Annotated in this window: 13 protein-coding genes; all 13 read left to right on the top strand. The window is 35.6% G+C overall.

Translation table 11 applies throughout. The features are described 5' to 3' along the window. Positions 1–79: 79 nt before the first annotated feature. The 13 genes from wecB (at position 80) to WD055_02675 (ending at position 17,522) form a co-directional block, all read left to right on the top strand. A complete protein-coding gene (gene wecB, locus WD055_02735) occupies positions 80–2,659 on the top strand; it encodes a UDP-N-acetylglucosamine 2-epimerase (non-hydrolyzing) (GenBank protein MEX0849121.1) in 2,580 nt (859 codons plus the stop codon). Beyond that, positions 2,656–4,818 (top strand): bi-domain-containing oxidoreductase, encoded by a 2,163-nt coding sequence (locus WD055_02730; GenBank protein ID MEX0849120.1) that lies wholly within the window; start codon positions 2,656–2,658, stop codon positions 4,816–4,818. Before wecB ends, WD055_02730 begins: the two co-directional genes overlap by 4 nt. Beyond that, a complete protein-coding gene (locus WD055_02725; GenBank protein ID MEX0849119.1) occupies positions 4,775–6,148 on the top strand; it encodes a glycosyltransferase family 39 protein in 1,374 nt (457 codons plus the stop codon). The genes WD055_02730 and WD055_02725 overlap by 44 nt, the downstream gene beginning before the upstream one ends. Continuing rightward, positions 6,132–7,253 carry a sugar phosphate nucleotidyltransferase gene (locus WD055_02720; protein MEX0849118.1) on the top strand — a complete coding sequence of 374 codons (1,122 nt, stop codon included), beginning with the start codon at positions 6,132–6,134 and terminating at the stop codon, positions 7,251–7,253. The genes WD055_02725 and WD055_02720 overlap by 17 nt, the downstream gene beginning before the upstream one ends. Positions 7,254–7,665: 412 nt before the next feature. Further along, entirely contained in the window at positions 7,666–8,763 is a 1,098-nt protein-coding gene (gene gmd / locus WD055_02715) for a GDP-mannose 4,6-dehydratase (GenBank protein ID MEX0849117.1), read from the top strand. A 93-nt stretch (positions 8,764–8,856) separates the two neighbouring features. Then, the gene (locus tag WD055_02710) at positions 8,857–9,687 is read left to right on the top strand and encodes a sulfotransferase domain-containing protein (protein MEX0849116.1); all 831 of its coding nucleotides are present in this window, start codon (positions 8,857–8,859) and stop codon (positions 9,685–9,687) included. Between the two features lie 170 nt (positions 9,688–9,857). Further along, a complete protein-coding gene (locus tag WD055_02705) occupies positions 9,858–11,906 on the top strand; it encodes an ankyrin repeat domain-containing protein (protein ID MEX0849115.1) in 2,049 nt (682 codons plus the stop codon). A 163-nt stretch (positions 11,907–12,069) separates the two neighbouring features. Then, entirely contained in the window at positions 12,070–13,023 is a 954-nt protein-coding gene (locus tag WD055_02700) for a hypothetical protein (GenBank protein ID MEX0849114.1), read from the top strand. A gap of 25 nt (positions 13,024–13,048) precedes the next feature. Then, on the top strand, positions 13,049–13,363 hold the full coding sequence (locus WD055_02695) for a hypothetical protein (GenBank protein ID MEX0849113.1): 315 nt from the start codon (positions 13,049–13,051) through the stop codon (positions 13,361–13,363). Between the two features lie 11 nt (positions 13,364–13,374). Further along, a complete protein-coding gene (locus WD055_02690; protein ID MEX0849112.1) occupies positions 13,375–13,653 on the top strand; it encodes a hypothetical protein in 279 nt (92 codons plus the stop codon). A 175-nt stretch (positions 13,654–13,828) separates the two neighbouring features. Continuing rightward, on the top strand, positions 13,829–14,770 hold the full coding sequence (locus WD055_02685) for a GDP-L-fucose synthase (GenBank protein MEX0849111.1): 942 nt from the start codon (positions 13,829–13,831) through the stop codon (positions 14,768–14,770). A gap of 105 nt (positions 14,771–14,875) precedes the next feature. Then, positions 14,876–15,985 (top strand): GDP-mannose 4,6-dehydratase, encoded by a 1,110-nt coding sequence (gene gmd / locus WD055_02680; protein MEX0849110.1) that lies wholly within the window; start codon positions 14,876–14,878, stop codon positions 15,983–15,985. 10 nt (positions 15,986–15,995) lie between these two features. Continuing rightward, positions 15,996–17,522 carry a glycosyltransferase family A protein gene (locus tag WD055_02675; protein MEX0849109.1) on the top strand — a complete coding sequence of 509 codons (1,527 nt, stop codon included), beginning with the start codon at positions 15,996–15,998 and terminating at the stop codon, positions 17,520–17,522. Positions 17,523–17,524 lie beyond the last annotated feature (2 nt).

The raw sequence follows: 17,524 nt of genomic DNA, 5'->3' as shown, positions 1-17,524 counted from the left end.
AAACAAAATTTACGAATAAAAAACGATATGGTAAGGTGAACTGCATCAATTTGATTCACAAATTAGTGCAAGGTAAAAAATGGCGAGCAGTTCACCTATTGTTTTAATTATTGGTACACGTCCTGAAGGTATAAAAATGTTACCAGTATATTTTGCTTTAAAGGAAGCAGATGTGCCGGTTGTTTTATGTTCAACGATGCAACATGATCAACTGTTGCAAGATGTTTTTGATCTATTTGGTGTCATGCCTGATATTGATTTGGGTGTAATGAGGATTAAGCAAGATCTTTTTTATGTGACACAATCATTATTACAAAAAACAAAAGAGGTTTTTCAAAAAGTACAACCTTCATTGGTGTTAGTGCAAGGTGATACCACTTCCACTATGGCTGCTGCGATGGCAGCATTTTATCTCAAAATTCCGGTTGGTCATATTGAGGCCGGTTTGCGCACTGACGATATATATGCGCCATTTCCTGAAGAAATGAATCGGCGTGTTGTTTCAACTTTTGCACAGTTTCATTTTGCGCCGACATCATTAGCGTTAGATAATTTACGTGCAGAACAGATTGATGAACAAAAACTATTTTGTACCGGTAATACGGTGGTTGATGCATTACGCATTATGCAAAATAAAATTGTATCAAATGAAATTGTAATTTCATCCCATATAAAAAAAATGGTGCAGCAATGCAAAGCGGATAATAAAAAATTGGTGTTGTTGACCATGCATCGTCGTGAGTCATTCAATGGTGGTATAAAACGTGTATTGCAAACGGTGCAAACTTTTTTGCAAAACTATGAAGATGTTTTTTGTGTATATCCATTTCATCCTAATCCTCATGTTGTTGATGTGTTGCAAGAAATTGGTCTTTCGGAACTGAATAATTGTTATGTTTCTGAGCCATTGCCTTATCAAGATTTAGTATATCTTTTGAGTCATGCTGATTTTGTATTAACCGATTCAGGAGGCATTCAAGAAGAGGCAATAAGTTTGGGAAAACCGACGATTGTTTTGCGTGAAAAAACGGAACGTAAAGAAGGGGTGATTGAGGGGCTTGCACAGTTGGTTGGCACTGATCAACAAAAATTAAACAGTGCATTGCAGAACATTTATATGCAAAATGATACTACTTTGCCATCTGTTATATATGGCGATGGATTTGCATCGGAAAAAATAGCGGAAATTTTAAAGACACATTTAAAAAAAGAAGCTAAACTACCGGTGAGTAAAAAACAGGCAGAAAATGGACAGATTGACAATCTGTCTTCAATGAAAAATATGCCTTTTGAAAAATGTAAAACAAGGGGAATAATGAAAAAAGTTACCGTATTGGGCTTAGGTTACATCGGTTTGCCAACCTCAATTGTGTGTGCTGAATCAGGTTTTGATGTCGTTGGTTTTGATATTGATCAACAACGTGTTGACGCAATTAACCAAGGTGAGCCGGTCATTAAAGAACCGGATCTTTTTGAAAAATTACAAATTGCTTTGCAAACAGATAGATTTTGTGCAACCACTAAGATTACTCAATCAGATTTTTTTATTATTGCAGTTCCCACACCATTTAAAGAAAACAAACAAGCGGACTTAAGTTATGTATTTAGTGCCGGCAAGACAATTGCATCAGTGCTTAAAAAAAATGATGTTGTGATTTTGGAGTCAACAGTTCCGGTTGGTGCTACAGAAAAATTGGCACAATTTCTACAACAAGAGTCAGGTTTACTTGTGGGCACAGATTTTTTTGTTGCACATTGCCCTGAGCGTGTATTGCCGGGTAAGATTTTTAAGGAATTAGTAGAAAATGATCGCGTACTGGGTGGTATTAATCAAGCTTCAGTATATGCAGCACAGGAATTATATAAACCATTTGTAACCGGTAATATTTATTTAACCGATGCAAAAACCGCTGAAATGGTAAAGCTTATTGAAAATAGTTCTCGTGATACGCAAATTGCATTTGCTCACCAAGTTGCATCAATGGCATATGCGGTTGGTTTGAATCCTTATGAAGTTATTGAACTTGCCAACAAGCATCCGCGTGTGAATATTTTAAAACCATCATGTGGTGTTGGCGGGCATTGCATTGCAGTTGATCCATGGTTTTTAATTGAAACATTCAATACAAAAACAAAGCTATTACAGTCTGCGCGTAACATAAATGATGGGCGTCCTTTACAGGTTGTTGAATATATTTTTAAAGCTGCACGCCAATGGTGTAATCAAGCTACAAAAAAATGTAATGTTTTATTAATGGGATTGACCTATAAGCCTGATGTTGATGATATGCGAGAGTCACCTGCGGTTCGTATTGCAGATTTGGTTAAAGAAAATGGCAGTATTAATATGATGGTGTGTGAACCACATTTAAATCAGCAAAAATTAACAGCACTTTATCCGGACGAGGCAATTTCAATTACTGAAGGCTTACAAAAAGCTGATGTCGTTGTTTTTCTTGTTGGACATACACGATTTAGAGCAATTGATAAGAAAATTTTACAAAACAAAAAAGTTTTAGATTTTTGTGGCATTTTGCATACAGAAAAGCAAACTGATAAAAAACATCTGTATTGGCCTGCAAGTTCATTAGAATTTTTCATGCCGGAAGATGAAGTACACTATTATACACATGTCGAACGTAGCCAGGAGTTAGGATGAGGCAAGTATTTTTGCAAAAAGGTGCAGTTGTTGTAAAAGAGGTATGTCAACCTGCGATGGACGCATACGATGTTTTGGTTGCAGTGCATTATTCGTTTATTAGTTCAGGCACTGAATCTGCGACTATTGCGCAAGCAGAACAAAACTCATTGTTTTCGAATGCTACGACAAAAATAAAAAAAGTATTAGAATCGGTTGCGTCTCATGGCATTGAAGGCACTGCTGCTTTAATAAAAAGTAAATTAAAAGGTGAATCACAAGCATTAGGTTATTCATGTTCAGGTCGTGTTCTTGCGGTCGGAAGTAAAGTGAGACAGTTGCGCATTGGTGATTATGTTGCGTGTGCCGGAGCAGGTTATGCTCATCATGCAGACTTGGTTTGTGTGCCGGAACATTTGACGGTGAAGGTGAGTCAAACGCATTTAAAAGAAGCTAGTATCACCACAATTGGTGCAATCGCTTTGCAAGGTATTCGACAAGCAGATTTAAAGTTGGGTGAAAATGTATGTGTTATCGGCCTGGGGTTGATTGGGCAATTGACTGTGCAGTTGGCAAAAAAATCCGGATGTAATGTTGTTGGTATTGATTTACTGGAAGATCGTTTAGATTTAGCAAAGCAAGCCGGAGCTGATTGGGTATTGCATCCTACAAGTGATAACATCAAGCAGGAAATTGATTATATTACTCATCATTATGGTGTTGATGCAACTATTATTACTGCCGCTGCACAAGGTGATACCCTTGTGCAACAAGCGATGGAGTTAACGCGCAAAAAAGGCAAAGTAGTTTTGGTTGGTGATGTAAATTTACAATTTGATCGCAGTCCATTTTATTCAAAAGAGATTGACTTTAAGATTTCATGTTCATATGGTCCGGGACGTTATGATCCGGTCTATGAGCAACAAGGAGTTGATTATCCATTGCCTTATGTACGTTGGACTGAAAATCGTAATATGCAGGCATTTGTACAACTATTGCAAAAAGATGAAATAGATATTTCAATGTTAGCAACGCAGGAAGCAACTCTTGATACGATTGCGCAAGCCTATGAACATATCAGAGAGCAAAATGGCTTGGGTGTATTAGTTGCTTATGATGTAGATGAACATACAGAGCATAGTGATGAAAAAAAAGATGAAAAATCATGTGATGTTAGATTTATTCCTGCGCGTAGAGATGTGATTCGGGTGGGGATGATTGGTGCCGGTGGTTTTGCAAAAGTTAAATTAATGCCCGCTATTTCAAAATTAAAAAATACAAAAATTAATGCTGTTGCAGATGTTGATGTTACTTCTTCAATGAATAGTTCTAAAGTATATGGTGCCGCAAAAGCATGTTCAGATTATACTGATTTGTTCACCGAAGATGTTGTTGATGCGGTTGTGATTGCTTCTCCGCACAAATTTCATGCAGCTCAGTCTATGGACGCGTTATCGCATGGAAAGGCAGTTTTTCTAGAAAAACCTATGGTTACTGATTGGCAACAGTTACAAGATATGCGTAGCTTCTTAAAAATGTATCCGAACGCTCCATTTTGTGTTGATTATAATCGTTCATTTGCGCCGTTTATACAAAAAATAAAAAAAGAAACGGATAAACGTTCCGGCCCAATGATTATGCATTACCGTATGAATGCAGGATTTATTTCCAAAGATCATTGGGTGCAAACTGATATTGGGGCAGGAAGAATAATTGGTGAAGCATGTCATATTGTTGATCTTTTTTGCTATTTAACCAATACAAAACCGATTGCAGTTTCTGTTGAATCGATGCACAGTGCAAATGAAAATATTTTTCCGACCGATAATTTTTCAGTGCAAATGAGTTTTGAAGATGGGTCTGTCTGTTCATTGTTATATACTTCTGTGGGCAGTAAGCATTTACCAAAAGAGCGCATGGAGCTTTTCTTTGATGGTAAATCTATTGTTATGGATGATTATAAAACGCTCAAAGGGTACGGACTGTATACCGGTTTTGATGAACAAAGCAGTTGCCAAGATAAGGGGCATGCTACTTTGTTAAAACAGTTTTTTGATGCATGTAGCCAGCCAACATTTAACCCGCCAATTTCATATGAGCGTTTAGATCGTGTTGCAGAGCTAACTTTGATAATTGATGCGTTGGCATGTAATAGTGGTGGATCGCAAGATGTTGCTTAACGTGCAAAAAGAATCATTTGTTTTTATTCTAGTGTATCTTTTTTTTGCAACTACGTTATATTTTTTTGTGCCAAAACCGCAGGGTCATTATGATGTTGATTCCTATGGCTATGATCCAATCGCTTGGCATTTTGCGCAAACAGGAACCTTGACTGACCCAAATAGTGTAAATAGTGCTCCTATTCAGCCGGTGGGATACCCATTTGTGATGGGGGTACTATTTACACTATTTGGGCATACTATTACACCAATTATTATCGTGCAAATATTACTTATGAGTTGTGCACTTTTATTGTTAATGCATATTGCATCTACTTTTTTTAATAAAATGATAGCTGCCATTACTGCTTTTTGTTTTTTAGGTACTATTGGATTTTATGTGTATCCACAATTGATTTTAGCCGAAACGCTTTTATTGGTTGTTTTATTATTGTTTGTTGAGCGTTATCTTACTTTTTTAAAAACGCATGATAGCAGTGCATTGTGTTTTTCGGGATTATTTTTAGGTATTTCAATGTTGATAAAACCAGTTGCAATGTTGTTTGTTGTTTGCCTTTCTATTATTACCTTTTTTGCAATGCATCATTCTAAAATAAAAAATATATTATTATTGTTGTTTTCATTTTTTTTGCCATTAACCATGTATATGACGCGTAATTATGTGCAGTACGGTTGTTTTGCTTTTGCGCCTACAGCCCAAGTGAATCTGTATCAAGTTTTGTTAGCAAAAGTAATCGGCTCTGTTGAACAAAAAGATCCACAAGAGATTATAGAAACAGAGTTGCGTTTTGCGGGAAAACATAGTTTGGATGATCAGGGGTGGCAACCGGCAAAAAAAATTTTTTATACCTACCTAAAAAAACATCCTTTTACATTTGTGCGCATTTGGTTTGTTAATGTGTGCAAAACATGGCTTGGTTTGTATAGTACGCAACTCAAAAGATTACTTGAGCCGGAGCGACATAAAATGGCGCATTCTTTTTTTGTGCAATCAGGTTCTTTGACTCAACGTATACATCACTATATTATGGGCGGCACTTCACACAAATGGGTTGAGAATATTACATGGTTTGAATTGATATGGTCAATCATTCGTTTATTGCTGACAATTGTTGGATTATATGTTGTTTTTAAAATGAATAGTTTAATTGGCTGGTTTTTTGTAGTAATGATGATCAGTTTGAGCTTTCCAACAGGTATTGACGGATGCTGTCGATATCGTATTGTTTTTGAACCGATTTTAATGTTATTGACATCGGTTGGTATATGGAAAATAGTTGTTTGTTATATTACCAAAAAAAAGGAGCATTGGTATGGTATTTCATGGTAAAAAACTATTTGCGTGTTTATTGGTCGCATGTTCAGCATTTACAGCACACGGAACTAATATGAATAAAAAAAATCTGTATTGTGTTATTTTAGCCGGTGGTGATGGTTCTCGCTTATGGCCGTTGAGTCGACAATGCAAGCCAAAACAGCTATTAACATTAGGTTCTGATGTTACGTTACTTGAGCAAGCAATTGATCGTATTGCGCCGATGACAACAAAAGATCATATTTGGATAAGTACAACAGCTAAGCATGAAGAAAACATTCGGTTATCTGTTGAGCATCGTGTTGGGCGTATTTTAGTTGAGCCTGGTTCGCGCAACACCGGACCTGCAATTTTATTATGTTGTATGGAAATCCATGCAATTGATCCAAATGCTGTTATTGTTTTCCTGCCGGCAGATCCGTTTATTCCAAAACGTGATTGGGAAAAGTGTAGAGACTTTTTAGATCATGCAGTTGATCATGCAACAAAGCATGATGATATCGTACTACTTGGTGTAGAGCCGACTTATCCTGCAACCGGTTATGGATATATTGAATTTGATCCACAGGATGCATTAGAGCAACAAGCGCCATATAAAGTGAGTCGTTTCCGTGAAAAGCCGTCATTCGAAGTTGCACAACAATATATCGAACAAGGCAATAAACTTTGGAATATAAGTATTTTTTGTGCACAGGCTTCAACGTTTATGCGTGAGTTTCAACAAGAAGCATCGGAAATGTTCGCAGGTGTTAAAAACTACTTAGACAATGTTGGTAGCTATGAAAAAGTTGTTGCCGATTCAATTGATTATGCCGTTATGGAACGAAGCAAGCATGTTTCGGTTATGCCGGTTGATTTTTCTTGGTGTGATGTAGGAAACATTGAGGTGTTTTTGTCATTGAAACAACAGTATAACACTTTGGATGCGAATTTTATTGGTGTTGATGCACGTAATAATTTAGTTGATGTCCCGGGTAAATTGGTTGCGCTTGTTGGTGTTGATGATTTGTGTGTTGTCGAAGTTGATGATGCACTGTTGATTACCAAGCGTGATGCTGCGGAAAATGTGCGTGGCATTGTAAAATTATTAAAACAAGGTAGTTATAAAAAACATCTGTAATTAGGGCAAATGTTTTTAAATTTACTTAAAATGAAATAACCTCCTATTTTGTCATCAAGTATGTTTAAACAATTTAATGTGACAATTCAGGTGCAAAAAACAAAGTAATTTGCCCATTTTGTCATCCCTGAAGGGGATCCAGCGGTAACCGGCATAGTTTGGACAAAGACTGGGCAAAGAAGATTGTTCAATAATCAAAGGAATATTATCAAAAATAATTTGTAAAAAAATTATAAATCATTTTGGCAAGGTTTTCTTAAAAATCATACCGGTTACCACTGGATTCCCTTCAGGAATGACAAAATGGAAATGATTTTTATTGTAAAGAGTGATGAATGAACTTAAAAAACAGTTTTTAGATTCAAAATTAAATGCATTTACTCTGTATTTGTAATAAAGTAAGGATAGCACAATGAAAAGAGCGCTTATTACCGGTGTCACCGGACAAGATGGTTCATATTTAGCAGAGCTGTTATTGCAAAAAGGATATGAAGTGCATGGCATCAAGCGGCGCTCTTCTTCATTTAATACTTCACGTGTTGACCACCTATTTCAAGATCAACATGAATCGCCTGAGCGACGCTTTCAGTTGCATTATGGCGATGTCACCGATTCTACCAATTTAATCCGTGTTATTCAGGAAATTCAACCTGATGAGATTTATCATTTAGCAGCGCAAAGTCATGTTGCAGTTTCATTTGAAACACCGGAGTATACAGCACAAGCTGATGGACTTGGCACACTGCGTATGTTAGAAGCTATTCGTATTTTAGGTTTAACTGAAAAAGTACGTTTTTATCAAGCTTCCACGAGTGAATTATATGGTAATGCGACTGAGTGTCCACAGAATGAACATACCCCATTTGCACCACGTTCGCCGTATGCTGCAGCAAAACTGTATGCATATTGGATAACAAAAAATTATCGCGAAGCCTATGGCATGTTTGCATGTAATGGTATTTTATTTAATCATGAATCTCCAATGCGTGGTGAGACTTTTGTAACGCGTAAAATTACCCGTGCAGCTGTGCGCATAAAACATGGCGTGCAACAAACATTATATTTGGGTAATTTAGATGCAAAGCGTGATTGGGGATATGCAAAAGATTATGTAGAGGCTATGTGGCTTATGTTACAACAAGAGAGACCGCATGATTTAGTTATTGCGACCGGGCAGATGCACAGTGTCCGTGAATTTGTTGATTTGGCGTTTGCATGTGTGGATATTAAGTTGCAATGGCTTGGCCACGGTAAAGATGCTTATGCAATTGATGCTGATACAGGAAATAAAATTGTCGCAGTAGATCCACAATATTTTAGACCAACAGAGGTTGAGCAATTGCGTGGTGATGCTTCAAAAGCAGAAAAGATTTTGCAGTGGAAACCAAAGGTCACCTTTTATGAATTGGTTAGTATCATGATTAAAGCTGATGAGCAAGAGTTGCTAAATAATGAACAAATGTCCGGCGTTATGACTGTAGGCCAAAAAATAGCACAGTTGGAAATATAGATCTATAGGTATATTACGATATCTTTGTGTTAAGGTTGCATTTAATGCTAGATGAGCACAGGAAGTAAAACAACAAAATGAAAGTAAAATGCTATGAAGAAAATGTTATTCACCCTACTTATTTTTTGTTCTTTTTATGCAAAAGTTGGCGAATGGGTTGATGTTGATCAGATGAATCTTTCTCGGTTCTATACTGATGCACCAAAAACCTATTTACTTTCATTTCCCGGTTCAGGAAACACATGGTTGCGTTATTGTCTTGAATATTTAACCAAGCGTCCGACGTTGGAGATGCGTACCGAAAAAATAACAAAAATCAACTGTCCTTTCGGTTATTGGTTTGATATGCAAACTGATTATAATAAGTTGCCTATTTGGAAAGTACATTATATTGATCAAATGAAAATGATGGGTACATTCGATTCGCAACAAGAAACTTTAATTGTGATTGTGCGTAATCCAAAAGAGGCGTTGCCAAGAATTTTTAATCTGCTTTCACGGCGAAATAAAAACAGGTCGCTTGATAATCCAACAGCAAAAGAGCTATTTAACAATACCTTAACCATGAACTATTTTGATATTTTAAAGTTGTATGATGAATGGTGTCCTGACAAAAGGCATCTCATTTATTATGAAGATTTGATTACACAGCCTGAGCAGGTGTTTAAAAAATTACTGAATTTTTTAAATGTTAGTCCAGAATATCTAGACGATTTTATGGCACAGTATGATGAACACAAATTAGCAAGTTTATCGATGTATGAAAAGCAGGAAGACACCTCTTTAACTAAAGGCGAAAAAACAAAGCATCATGCTTTGCTAGTTTCGTCTGATGAACGTCGTAAGCTTGATCTATATATTGCTCATGTCTTTCCACATATTTGGCAAAAATATTTAAAATTACGCTATGCCGAAAATCGGTGAATGCAAGCTATTTTCTTCCTTTGACTAATATTTTATAGCTAAGATCCAATATTTTATTTACAAAATGAAATAAAGTTGTATAATTATAGTACGGTTAAAGCCGTTTTTTATCGGGAAAACACCTAAAAAAATCTATTTTTTAGGTATATATCATTGAATGGGGGTTCAATATGAAACGTAAATTATTTTCTATGTTTATCTGTTTGATATCCATTTTTGGCTATTTAAAAGCTAGTGATCAAGATTTCAACGAAGCTGCCAAGTGGAGCAGCGTGTATCAATTAGCTTGTGCAACAAACAATGCTCAGTATAAAAATGAGGCACTTAAGCATTTATTACCATATAAACAAATTGTTTTAGTTGCAGCAGCATATAATGGAGACGTTGAAACAGTAAAAGCTTTTGTGAAGTTTCCGGGAGTTGATATTAATGTTCGGCATAATGGTTGCACTCCGTTGTTGATAGCTGCGCAAGAAGGTTATTTTGATATAACTAAACTTTTGCTTGATGCTGGTGCTGATAAGACATTAGTGAGCAAAAAGCATTGTACTGCACTTCATTTGGCGGCGCTTCATGGTCGTATTAAAATTGCAGAATTATTGATAGATCAGGGCATAGATTTGGAAGCTTTATCAATAGATAGGCACACACCACTTTCCATGGCTGTTATTAATGATCAACTTGAAATGGTGACTTTTTTATTGAGTAAAGGCGCAAATCTACATTTCAAAACAGCTGGTGGCAATACTTTATTGCATTTAGCTATTGTATTGAGTTTTGAACAATTATCGAAATATTTAGTATCTACTGGCATTGATCTGAAAGCGCAAAATGCTAAAGGGCATACAGCGTTACATTTTGCGGCTCAACGCGATCTTATAGGTATTATCGAATTATTGGTAAAAGAAAGAGGCGTTCCTGTTGATATCGCTTCAGATTCAGGAGTTACGTCATTGCATACAGCGGTGCATGTCGGCAAACTTTCTGCAGTAAAAAGATTAATAACATTAGATGCTGATATACATGCAAAAACTTCAAGTGGCATTGTTCCATTGCATATTGCATGTTCACAGGGGCATCTTGATATTGCAACATATTTGTTAAGAAATGGTGCAAATAAGGATGCTATTGCGCATCAAGGAAGTACGCCATTATATTTTGCTGTTTTAGAGGGGCATCCTCATATAGTAGATCTTTTATTAAAATATCAAGTAAATGCTCGTACGCAGTTAGTAGAAGTTGATGAAGGTTTTACAGCGTTGCATAAAGCTGCGCAATATGATCGTCCTTATTTAATTAATAAACTATGTTCATATGATAAGAAGTTGGCCAATATAAGTGATAGTCACGGAGTGTCGCCATTATTTCTTGCAGCTCAATATGGTTGCTTGGATGCGGTAGAAGTTCTTATTAATTATAAAGCAGATCTGCATCAAGCTGATAAGTATGGTAAAAAGCCGATTGATATTGCAAAGCAAAATGACCATAAAGCAATTGCTCGACTATTACAGCGTCAGATGGTTCAACAACAAAAACAAGTTTCGCAAAAACAAAAGCAACAAGCTAAAAGAAGAGCAAAAAAATTAGCTAGAAAAAATGCTTTTAGCAGTTCGCCACCGGCAAGTGTAAAGAAAGAAATAGTATCGTTACCTGATGATAAAAAAGAAGTAAAGCAAAAAAGTGTAAAATGGTTGCAAGTGGATCCATCACATATATTTGATTGTGAAACGTGCGTCTTGCAAGTTGATGATTCACATGCGGCATTTAGACAGTTGGGTCGTTATCCTATGACACTTGTTTTGTATAATCGCCGTGCATTGTCAAAGGAAAATTCACCAAAGGCAGTTCGTTTGCATGACAATTATAAAGAGAAACATAAAGATGCAACTGATAAGTTTCATCTCTTTAGTAATCAACTCGATGATTATTTGTCTTATGGTGTGCGCATAGATGATACAGTTGACGGTAAGTATAAACAGTTGTGTGATGATATAGGTTTATATGTTCCGGCAAATTTATATGCAATTGTTATTCCAGGTAAAATTGAACATAAGTATTATGATTATACATATGCTATTGATGATCAATATGTTTCAACTCGTACCGGTTTTAATGGTGCATTTGTATACATCTTTGACAAAGATGATGTGTGTTATCATCGTTGCTTCCATGAAAGTAAAGCGAGTAGGAAATTGCATACTCAAATGAACAGCTTTTAATTAAAATCGATATTATTTACAAGGCCTTGTGTAACAAATACACAAGGCTTTTTCTTTGTATGATTTTTATTTCATCGTAAAAACTTAACTTGCCATTTTTATATTTTATTTTTCTTGTTACACTCAATGATAAGATTAACAAGTCTCATACAAGGATTAAGGCATGACAAAGCAAACAGTGCAAAAAGGGATAGTTTTTTCATTGGTAATGAGTGCAGGAATATTATTGGCCGATAGTAATTTGCCTGATGGTGTTTCAAGCAAAGACAACATTGAAATAAAAAACAGTGAAAGTAATACCAGCCTATGGGGTAGACGAAAATTTGATCCAAAATTGGTTGAAGATATTAAAAAATTTTATCCGGATTTAGCAAAAAAAATTGATCGATTCAATAGGGATCAAACTAAATTGGTACCTAATAAGATTATTTTAAGATGTCGCGGTTATGGCTTTAGTAAGAGAGATATGATCTATGCGATGGCCTCTATGATTGAGGGAGAAGTCGAATTTGTTGATGTTGAGTCAGACTATAGCCGTTTTAAGTATAATTTTAATGGATACCTACAAAGTAAAATATATGAAATTGGTGATAAATTAGAAAATAGTGATGTAAAAATAGCATTAGTTATGGATGAATTGTTGCTTTTTGGTGCAAAATGCTGTGACAAGGTTGTTATGCCTGCAGATCTTTGGATGTTATTAAGAAAATATCGAGGACGTTTTATTTTGATTGGAGGAATAGACTTAGATATTTGGGATGATCTTGATGAGCATAATCAACACCATTTTGGCCAGTCTATTTATGATTTAAAAAAGACTTCAGAAGATCATAGAGTTGAAATTATAAAACGATATCTTAGTATAAAACACAGTATGTCTGATGAACAGATTCGTAATATTGCAAAGCAAACAGAATATTTTGAGCCTAGAGTTTTAGAAGATGCTCTTCAAAGTGCAATTTCATGGGACTTTAATAATGATAAAGTTCATCCAACAATAAGCTATGATCAGATTTTGTGTCGAGTACAGGAAATGAAAAAAGATTTTTCAAGACTGAATCCAGGCATTATTAGCAGAGTATTAGCTATGGTGAAATCTATAAATTTGAATAAATAAATTTTAAAACTGTATTGGATTAATAATGATTAAAAATATAAAAAACATTGTTTTTTTAAGTTTAATAATGTGTATGGTAACGCCATTGGATGCAGCAGAAGCAAAAAATATTGATCAAGCAGAGCAAGATAAAGTGATAACTTTAATTCAAAATATTTTTGAGAAAGATAAAAGATCTGAACTTCAATTGGCATATACGCGTATTTTGTCACGTGTTTCAGCGGTACAAATGTTGACCGGTTTAATATGCGCATGGGGTACGATGCTATCAGTTTTGATGTTCATTAAAATGAATTCAGAGCTAAAATCAATGAATAAAGTTTTAAAGACATTAGTATAAAAGGGACATTGATGTTGCGAATTATTTTTTTAAGTTTTTTACTTTTTTTTGGTAATATCTCATTACTGCATGCAAATACAATCGATACAGATATTTTTTATGTAGATGAAAAAACAGAAGAAATGGTTAAAAATGGCGAGGCAGTTTATCTTATAAGTCCGAGCACTCAAGAATTGGTAGATAATGAATGGCGTGATGTCTATTATAAAGCCGGATTAGCGATCTTTGCCGTTTATGCTGGAATTATAGTATTAGATATAGTCGGAGAAATTATAACTAATACAAAATAGACACAAAAAATAAAAACGAAGAGCAGAAGGTACTTGTACCTTCTGCTCTTTACTCTTTTTGGAACAATTGCTAAGATGTCCCATTATTAAAAGCTTATAGATTGGAGATATGATGAAGAGAGGATTGTCGATGGTAATGGCAGGTTTGACTGCTGCAGTTTCGTGCCAAGCAGAGATGCATAAAAAAGCAAAAATTTATGTTGCAGGTCATCGTGGATTGGTTGGTTCTGCAATTGTACGTCAATTAAAAGATGAAGGTTATTCTAATATCATAACGCGTAATCACCATGAGCTTGATTTGCGTAATCAACAAGAAGTTTACAAATTTTTTCATCATGAGCGTCCGGATTATGTATTTATGTGTGCGGCAAAGGTTGGTGGTATTTTGGCAAATCGTGACAAACCAGCAGAATTTATTTATGACAATGTAATGATTCAATCGAACATTATTCATGCATCGTATCATTTTAAAGTAAAAAAAATGCTCTTTTTAGGCTCTTCATGTATTTATCCGCGCAATTGTCCTCAACCGATGAAAGAAGAGTATTTACTCACCAGTGAACTGGAATGGACAAATGAGCCGTATGCAATTGCAAAAATAACCGGTATTAAAATGTGCCAAGCTTATAATCGTCAATATGAAACAAATTTTATTGCATGTATGCCGACAAATTTATATGGACCAAATGATAATTTTAATTTAGAAACATCACATGTTTTGCCTGCATTATTGCGTAAAGTTTATACTGCAAAGTTGCGTGGCCAAAAAGAATTTGTTGCTTGGGGAACAGGATCCCCATTTCGTGAATTTTTGTATGTTGAAGATTTAGCTGATGCTTGTATTTTCTTAATGAATCAATATGATGGCAGTGAAATAGTCAATATTGGTACCGGTGTTGATGTTTCAATTTCCGAGTTGACCAACATGATAAAAGAGGTTGTTGGTTTTGAAGGTGAAATTGTTTGGGACAGATCAAAGCCTGATGGAACACCGCGTAAGCTGCTCAATGTTGATAAAATGACCGAACTCGGATGGCAAGCAAAAACCGATTTAAAAGCAGGGATTGAAAAAACCCTTGAATGGTGTGAGCGATTTCATATATTTGAAGCAGAGTAGTTTATTTTAAATAAGCTAAAATAGTTTTTTGAATGAAAGTTATTTTAGCCTGGATCCTCTTCGAGGATGACAAAGGTAAAAAAAAGGATGAGAATGAAAAAAAGTATGTTTAAATTAGTTTTATTGTTGTTACTAGGTGTTATATCCATACATGCCAAAGTTGCATTGATCATCGGAGTTACCGGGCAAGATGGTTCATACTTAGTTGAACTGTTATTACAAAAAGGGTATAAAGTTCATGGGGTCAAACGTCGAGCTTCATCATTCAATACTCCACGATTAGATCACATCTATAGAGATAAACATCAATCTCCGGACAACAGATTTGAATTACATTATGGCGATATCACCGATACAAGTAATATTATCCGATTAATAAAAGAGATTGAGCCGGATGAAATTTATAATTTAGCTGCTCAAAGTCATGTTGCCGTTTCGTTTGAACTTCCGGAATATACAGCACAAGTTGATGCATTAGGCACCTTACGTATTTTGGAGGCGATTCGCATTTTAGGGTTGACCAATAAAACTCGTTTTTATCAAGCGTCAACCAGTGAACTGTATGGGAAAGTGCAAGAAATTCCACAAACAGAATTAACACCATTTTATCCTCGCTCACCATATGGTGTTGCAAAACTGTACGGTTTTTGGATAACAAAAAACTATCGCGAAGCATACGGTTTATATGCATGTAATGGCATCTTGTTTAATCATGAATCACCGGTGCGGGGTGAAACATTTGTAACACGAAAAATTACTCGTGCTGTTGCGCGTATTAAATTCGGATTTCAAGATGCTCTTTATTTAGGAAATCTTGATGCAAAGCGTGATTGGGGTCATGCACGTGAATATGTCGATGCGATGTGGCGTATTTTGCAGTTAGATGAACCGGAAGATTTTGTGATTGCAACCGGACAAATGCATTCAGTGCGTGAGTTTGTTGAAATTGCATTTGCACATGTTGGTATCGAAATTGTATGGGAAGGTGAAGGATTGAACGAACGTGGCCTTGATAAACGTACCGGTACGCCGTATGTTTTTGTTGATCCGCAGTATTTCAGACCGGCTGAAGTCGATCTGCTCATTGGTGATGCAACAAAAGCGAAAGAAAAGCTTGGTTGGGAACCAAAAGTTAATTTTGAACAGTTGGTCAAAGAAATGATTCAACATGAAGTTTATGTGATGAAGCAAGCTGCAGTTGTTATGAATTGGTAAAAGGATGATAATGAAAAAAACGCTTATTTTTTGCACATTAATACACGCTTTTAGTCTCTTTTCGTATGAAGAAAAACCGATGGTCATTGTGATTCCGTCGTATAATAATGCGCAATGGTATGAGCGCAATTTAAATTCGGCATGTTTTCAGAATTATACCAATTATCGTATTATATATATTGACGATTGTTCACCTGATGGAACCGGTAGCTTGGTGAAATCTTATATTGATAAACATAATTTGCATGAAAAAGTTACATTGATTTGCAATGAGACCAATCAGGGTGCAATGGCCAATCATTATAAAGCGGTTTGGATGTGTGATGATGATGAAATCGTTATTCATCTTGATGGTGATGATTGGCTTGCGCATAATGATGTTTTAAAACGTGTGAATCAAGAGTATCAGGATTCAGAGGTATGGTTGACTTATGGACAATTTGAACGTCATCCGGATGGAAAATTAGGCTACTGTCGTCAAATGCCACGTGCAGTTATTCAACGAAATGTCTTTCGTGAATACGACTGGATGACTTCGCATTTACGCACTTTTTATGCAGGTTTATTCAAGCAAATAAAGTTGCGTGATTTTGTGCATGACGGAAATTATTTTAGTATTACTTGTGATATGGCTATGATGATGCCATTGTTGGAATTGGCCGGATCTCACATGCGGTTTATTCCGGATGTATTGTATGTTTATAATGAAGAAACGCCAATTAATGATTATAAAAAAAATGTGATTTATCAATTACATTGTGATCGCGTTATTCGTAGTAGTCCTAAATATTTGCCTGCAACCAATTATATAACATCAAAACGTTCAATGGATCCCATTGATATCGTTATTTTTTCACTTAATCCTACAGATTTGCATGCTATTCTCACGGAAATTGAAAATTCAGCATTACCTATACAGGATGTCGTAGTTCTCACTGAAGAACCTCATGCATCTTCAGTGCTTGCGTTGCAATCAACATTTCCTACCGTTGATTTTGTAACATTTAATCAAGAGGGTTCGTTGTGTCAGTTTCTTGATTGGATGTGCCAAAATTCCGGTTATCTTTTGTTGACTACTGATACATTTGTTTTAACTGAAGCAATCCCGTTAGTTGATGCAGTTAATGCGCTAGAGGCAACCAAAGCATTATCATTCAATTTTAGTCTTGGTGATGATGTAACCGGAACTCACTTACTTAAGCGTGAAATGAAAAAGCCTCTATTTACTCAAACACCGGATGGTTTTTATGCTTGGCAATTTAATCAAGCAGAGCTTGATTGGCGTCAACCATTTGCATGGACCATGAATCTGGTAAGGAAATCTGATATTAAAAAAATATTAGATGGAGCCTGCTGTCAAAACTTTAATGATCTTTATCGTTTATTGAATATGAGTTTTGTTGATCTAAATCAAATGGGTTTGTGTTGTAAGCGATCACATGTACATAAACGAAAGAAAGTTCCGGATTTTCTGGCACCATTGCTTAAGTTAGGTTATAAAGTTAATCAGCAGGGAAATTATTTGGTAAAAATATAAGG

Source organism: Candidatus Dependentiae bacterium (assembly GCA_040878395.1).
Lineage (GTDB): Bacteria > Babelota > Babeliae > Babelales > Vermiphilaceae > JAKBEL01.
The sequence above is the reverse complement of the archived record's forward strand: the minus strand, read 5'-3'. Positions and strand labels throughout refer to the sequence as shown.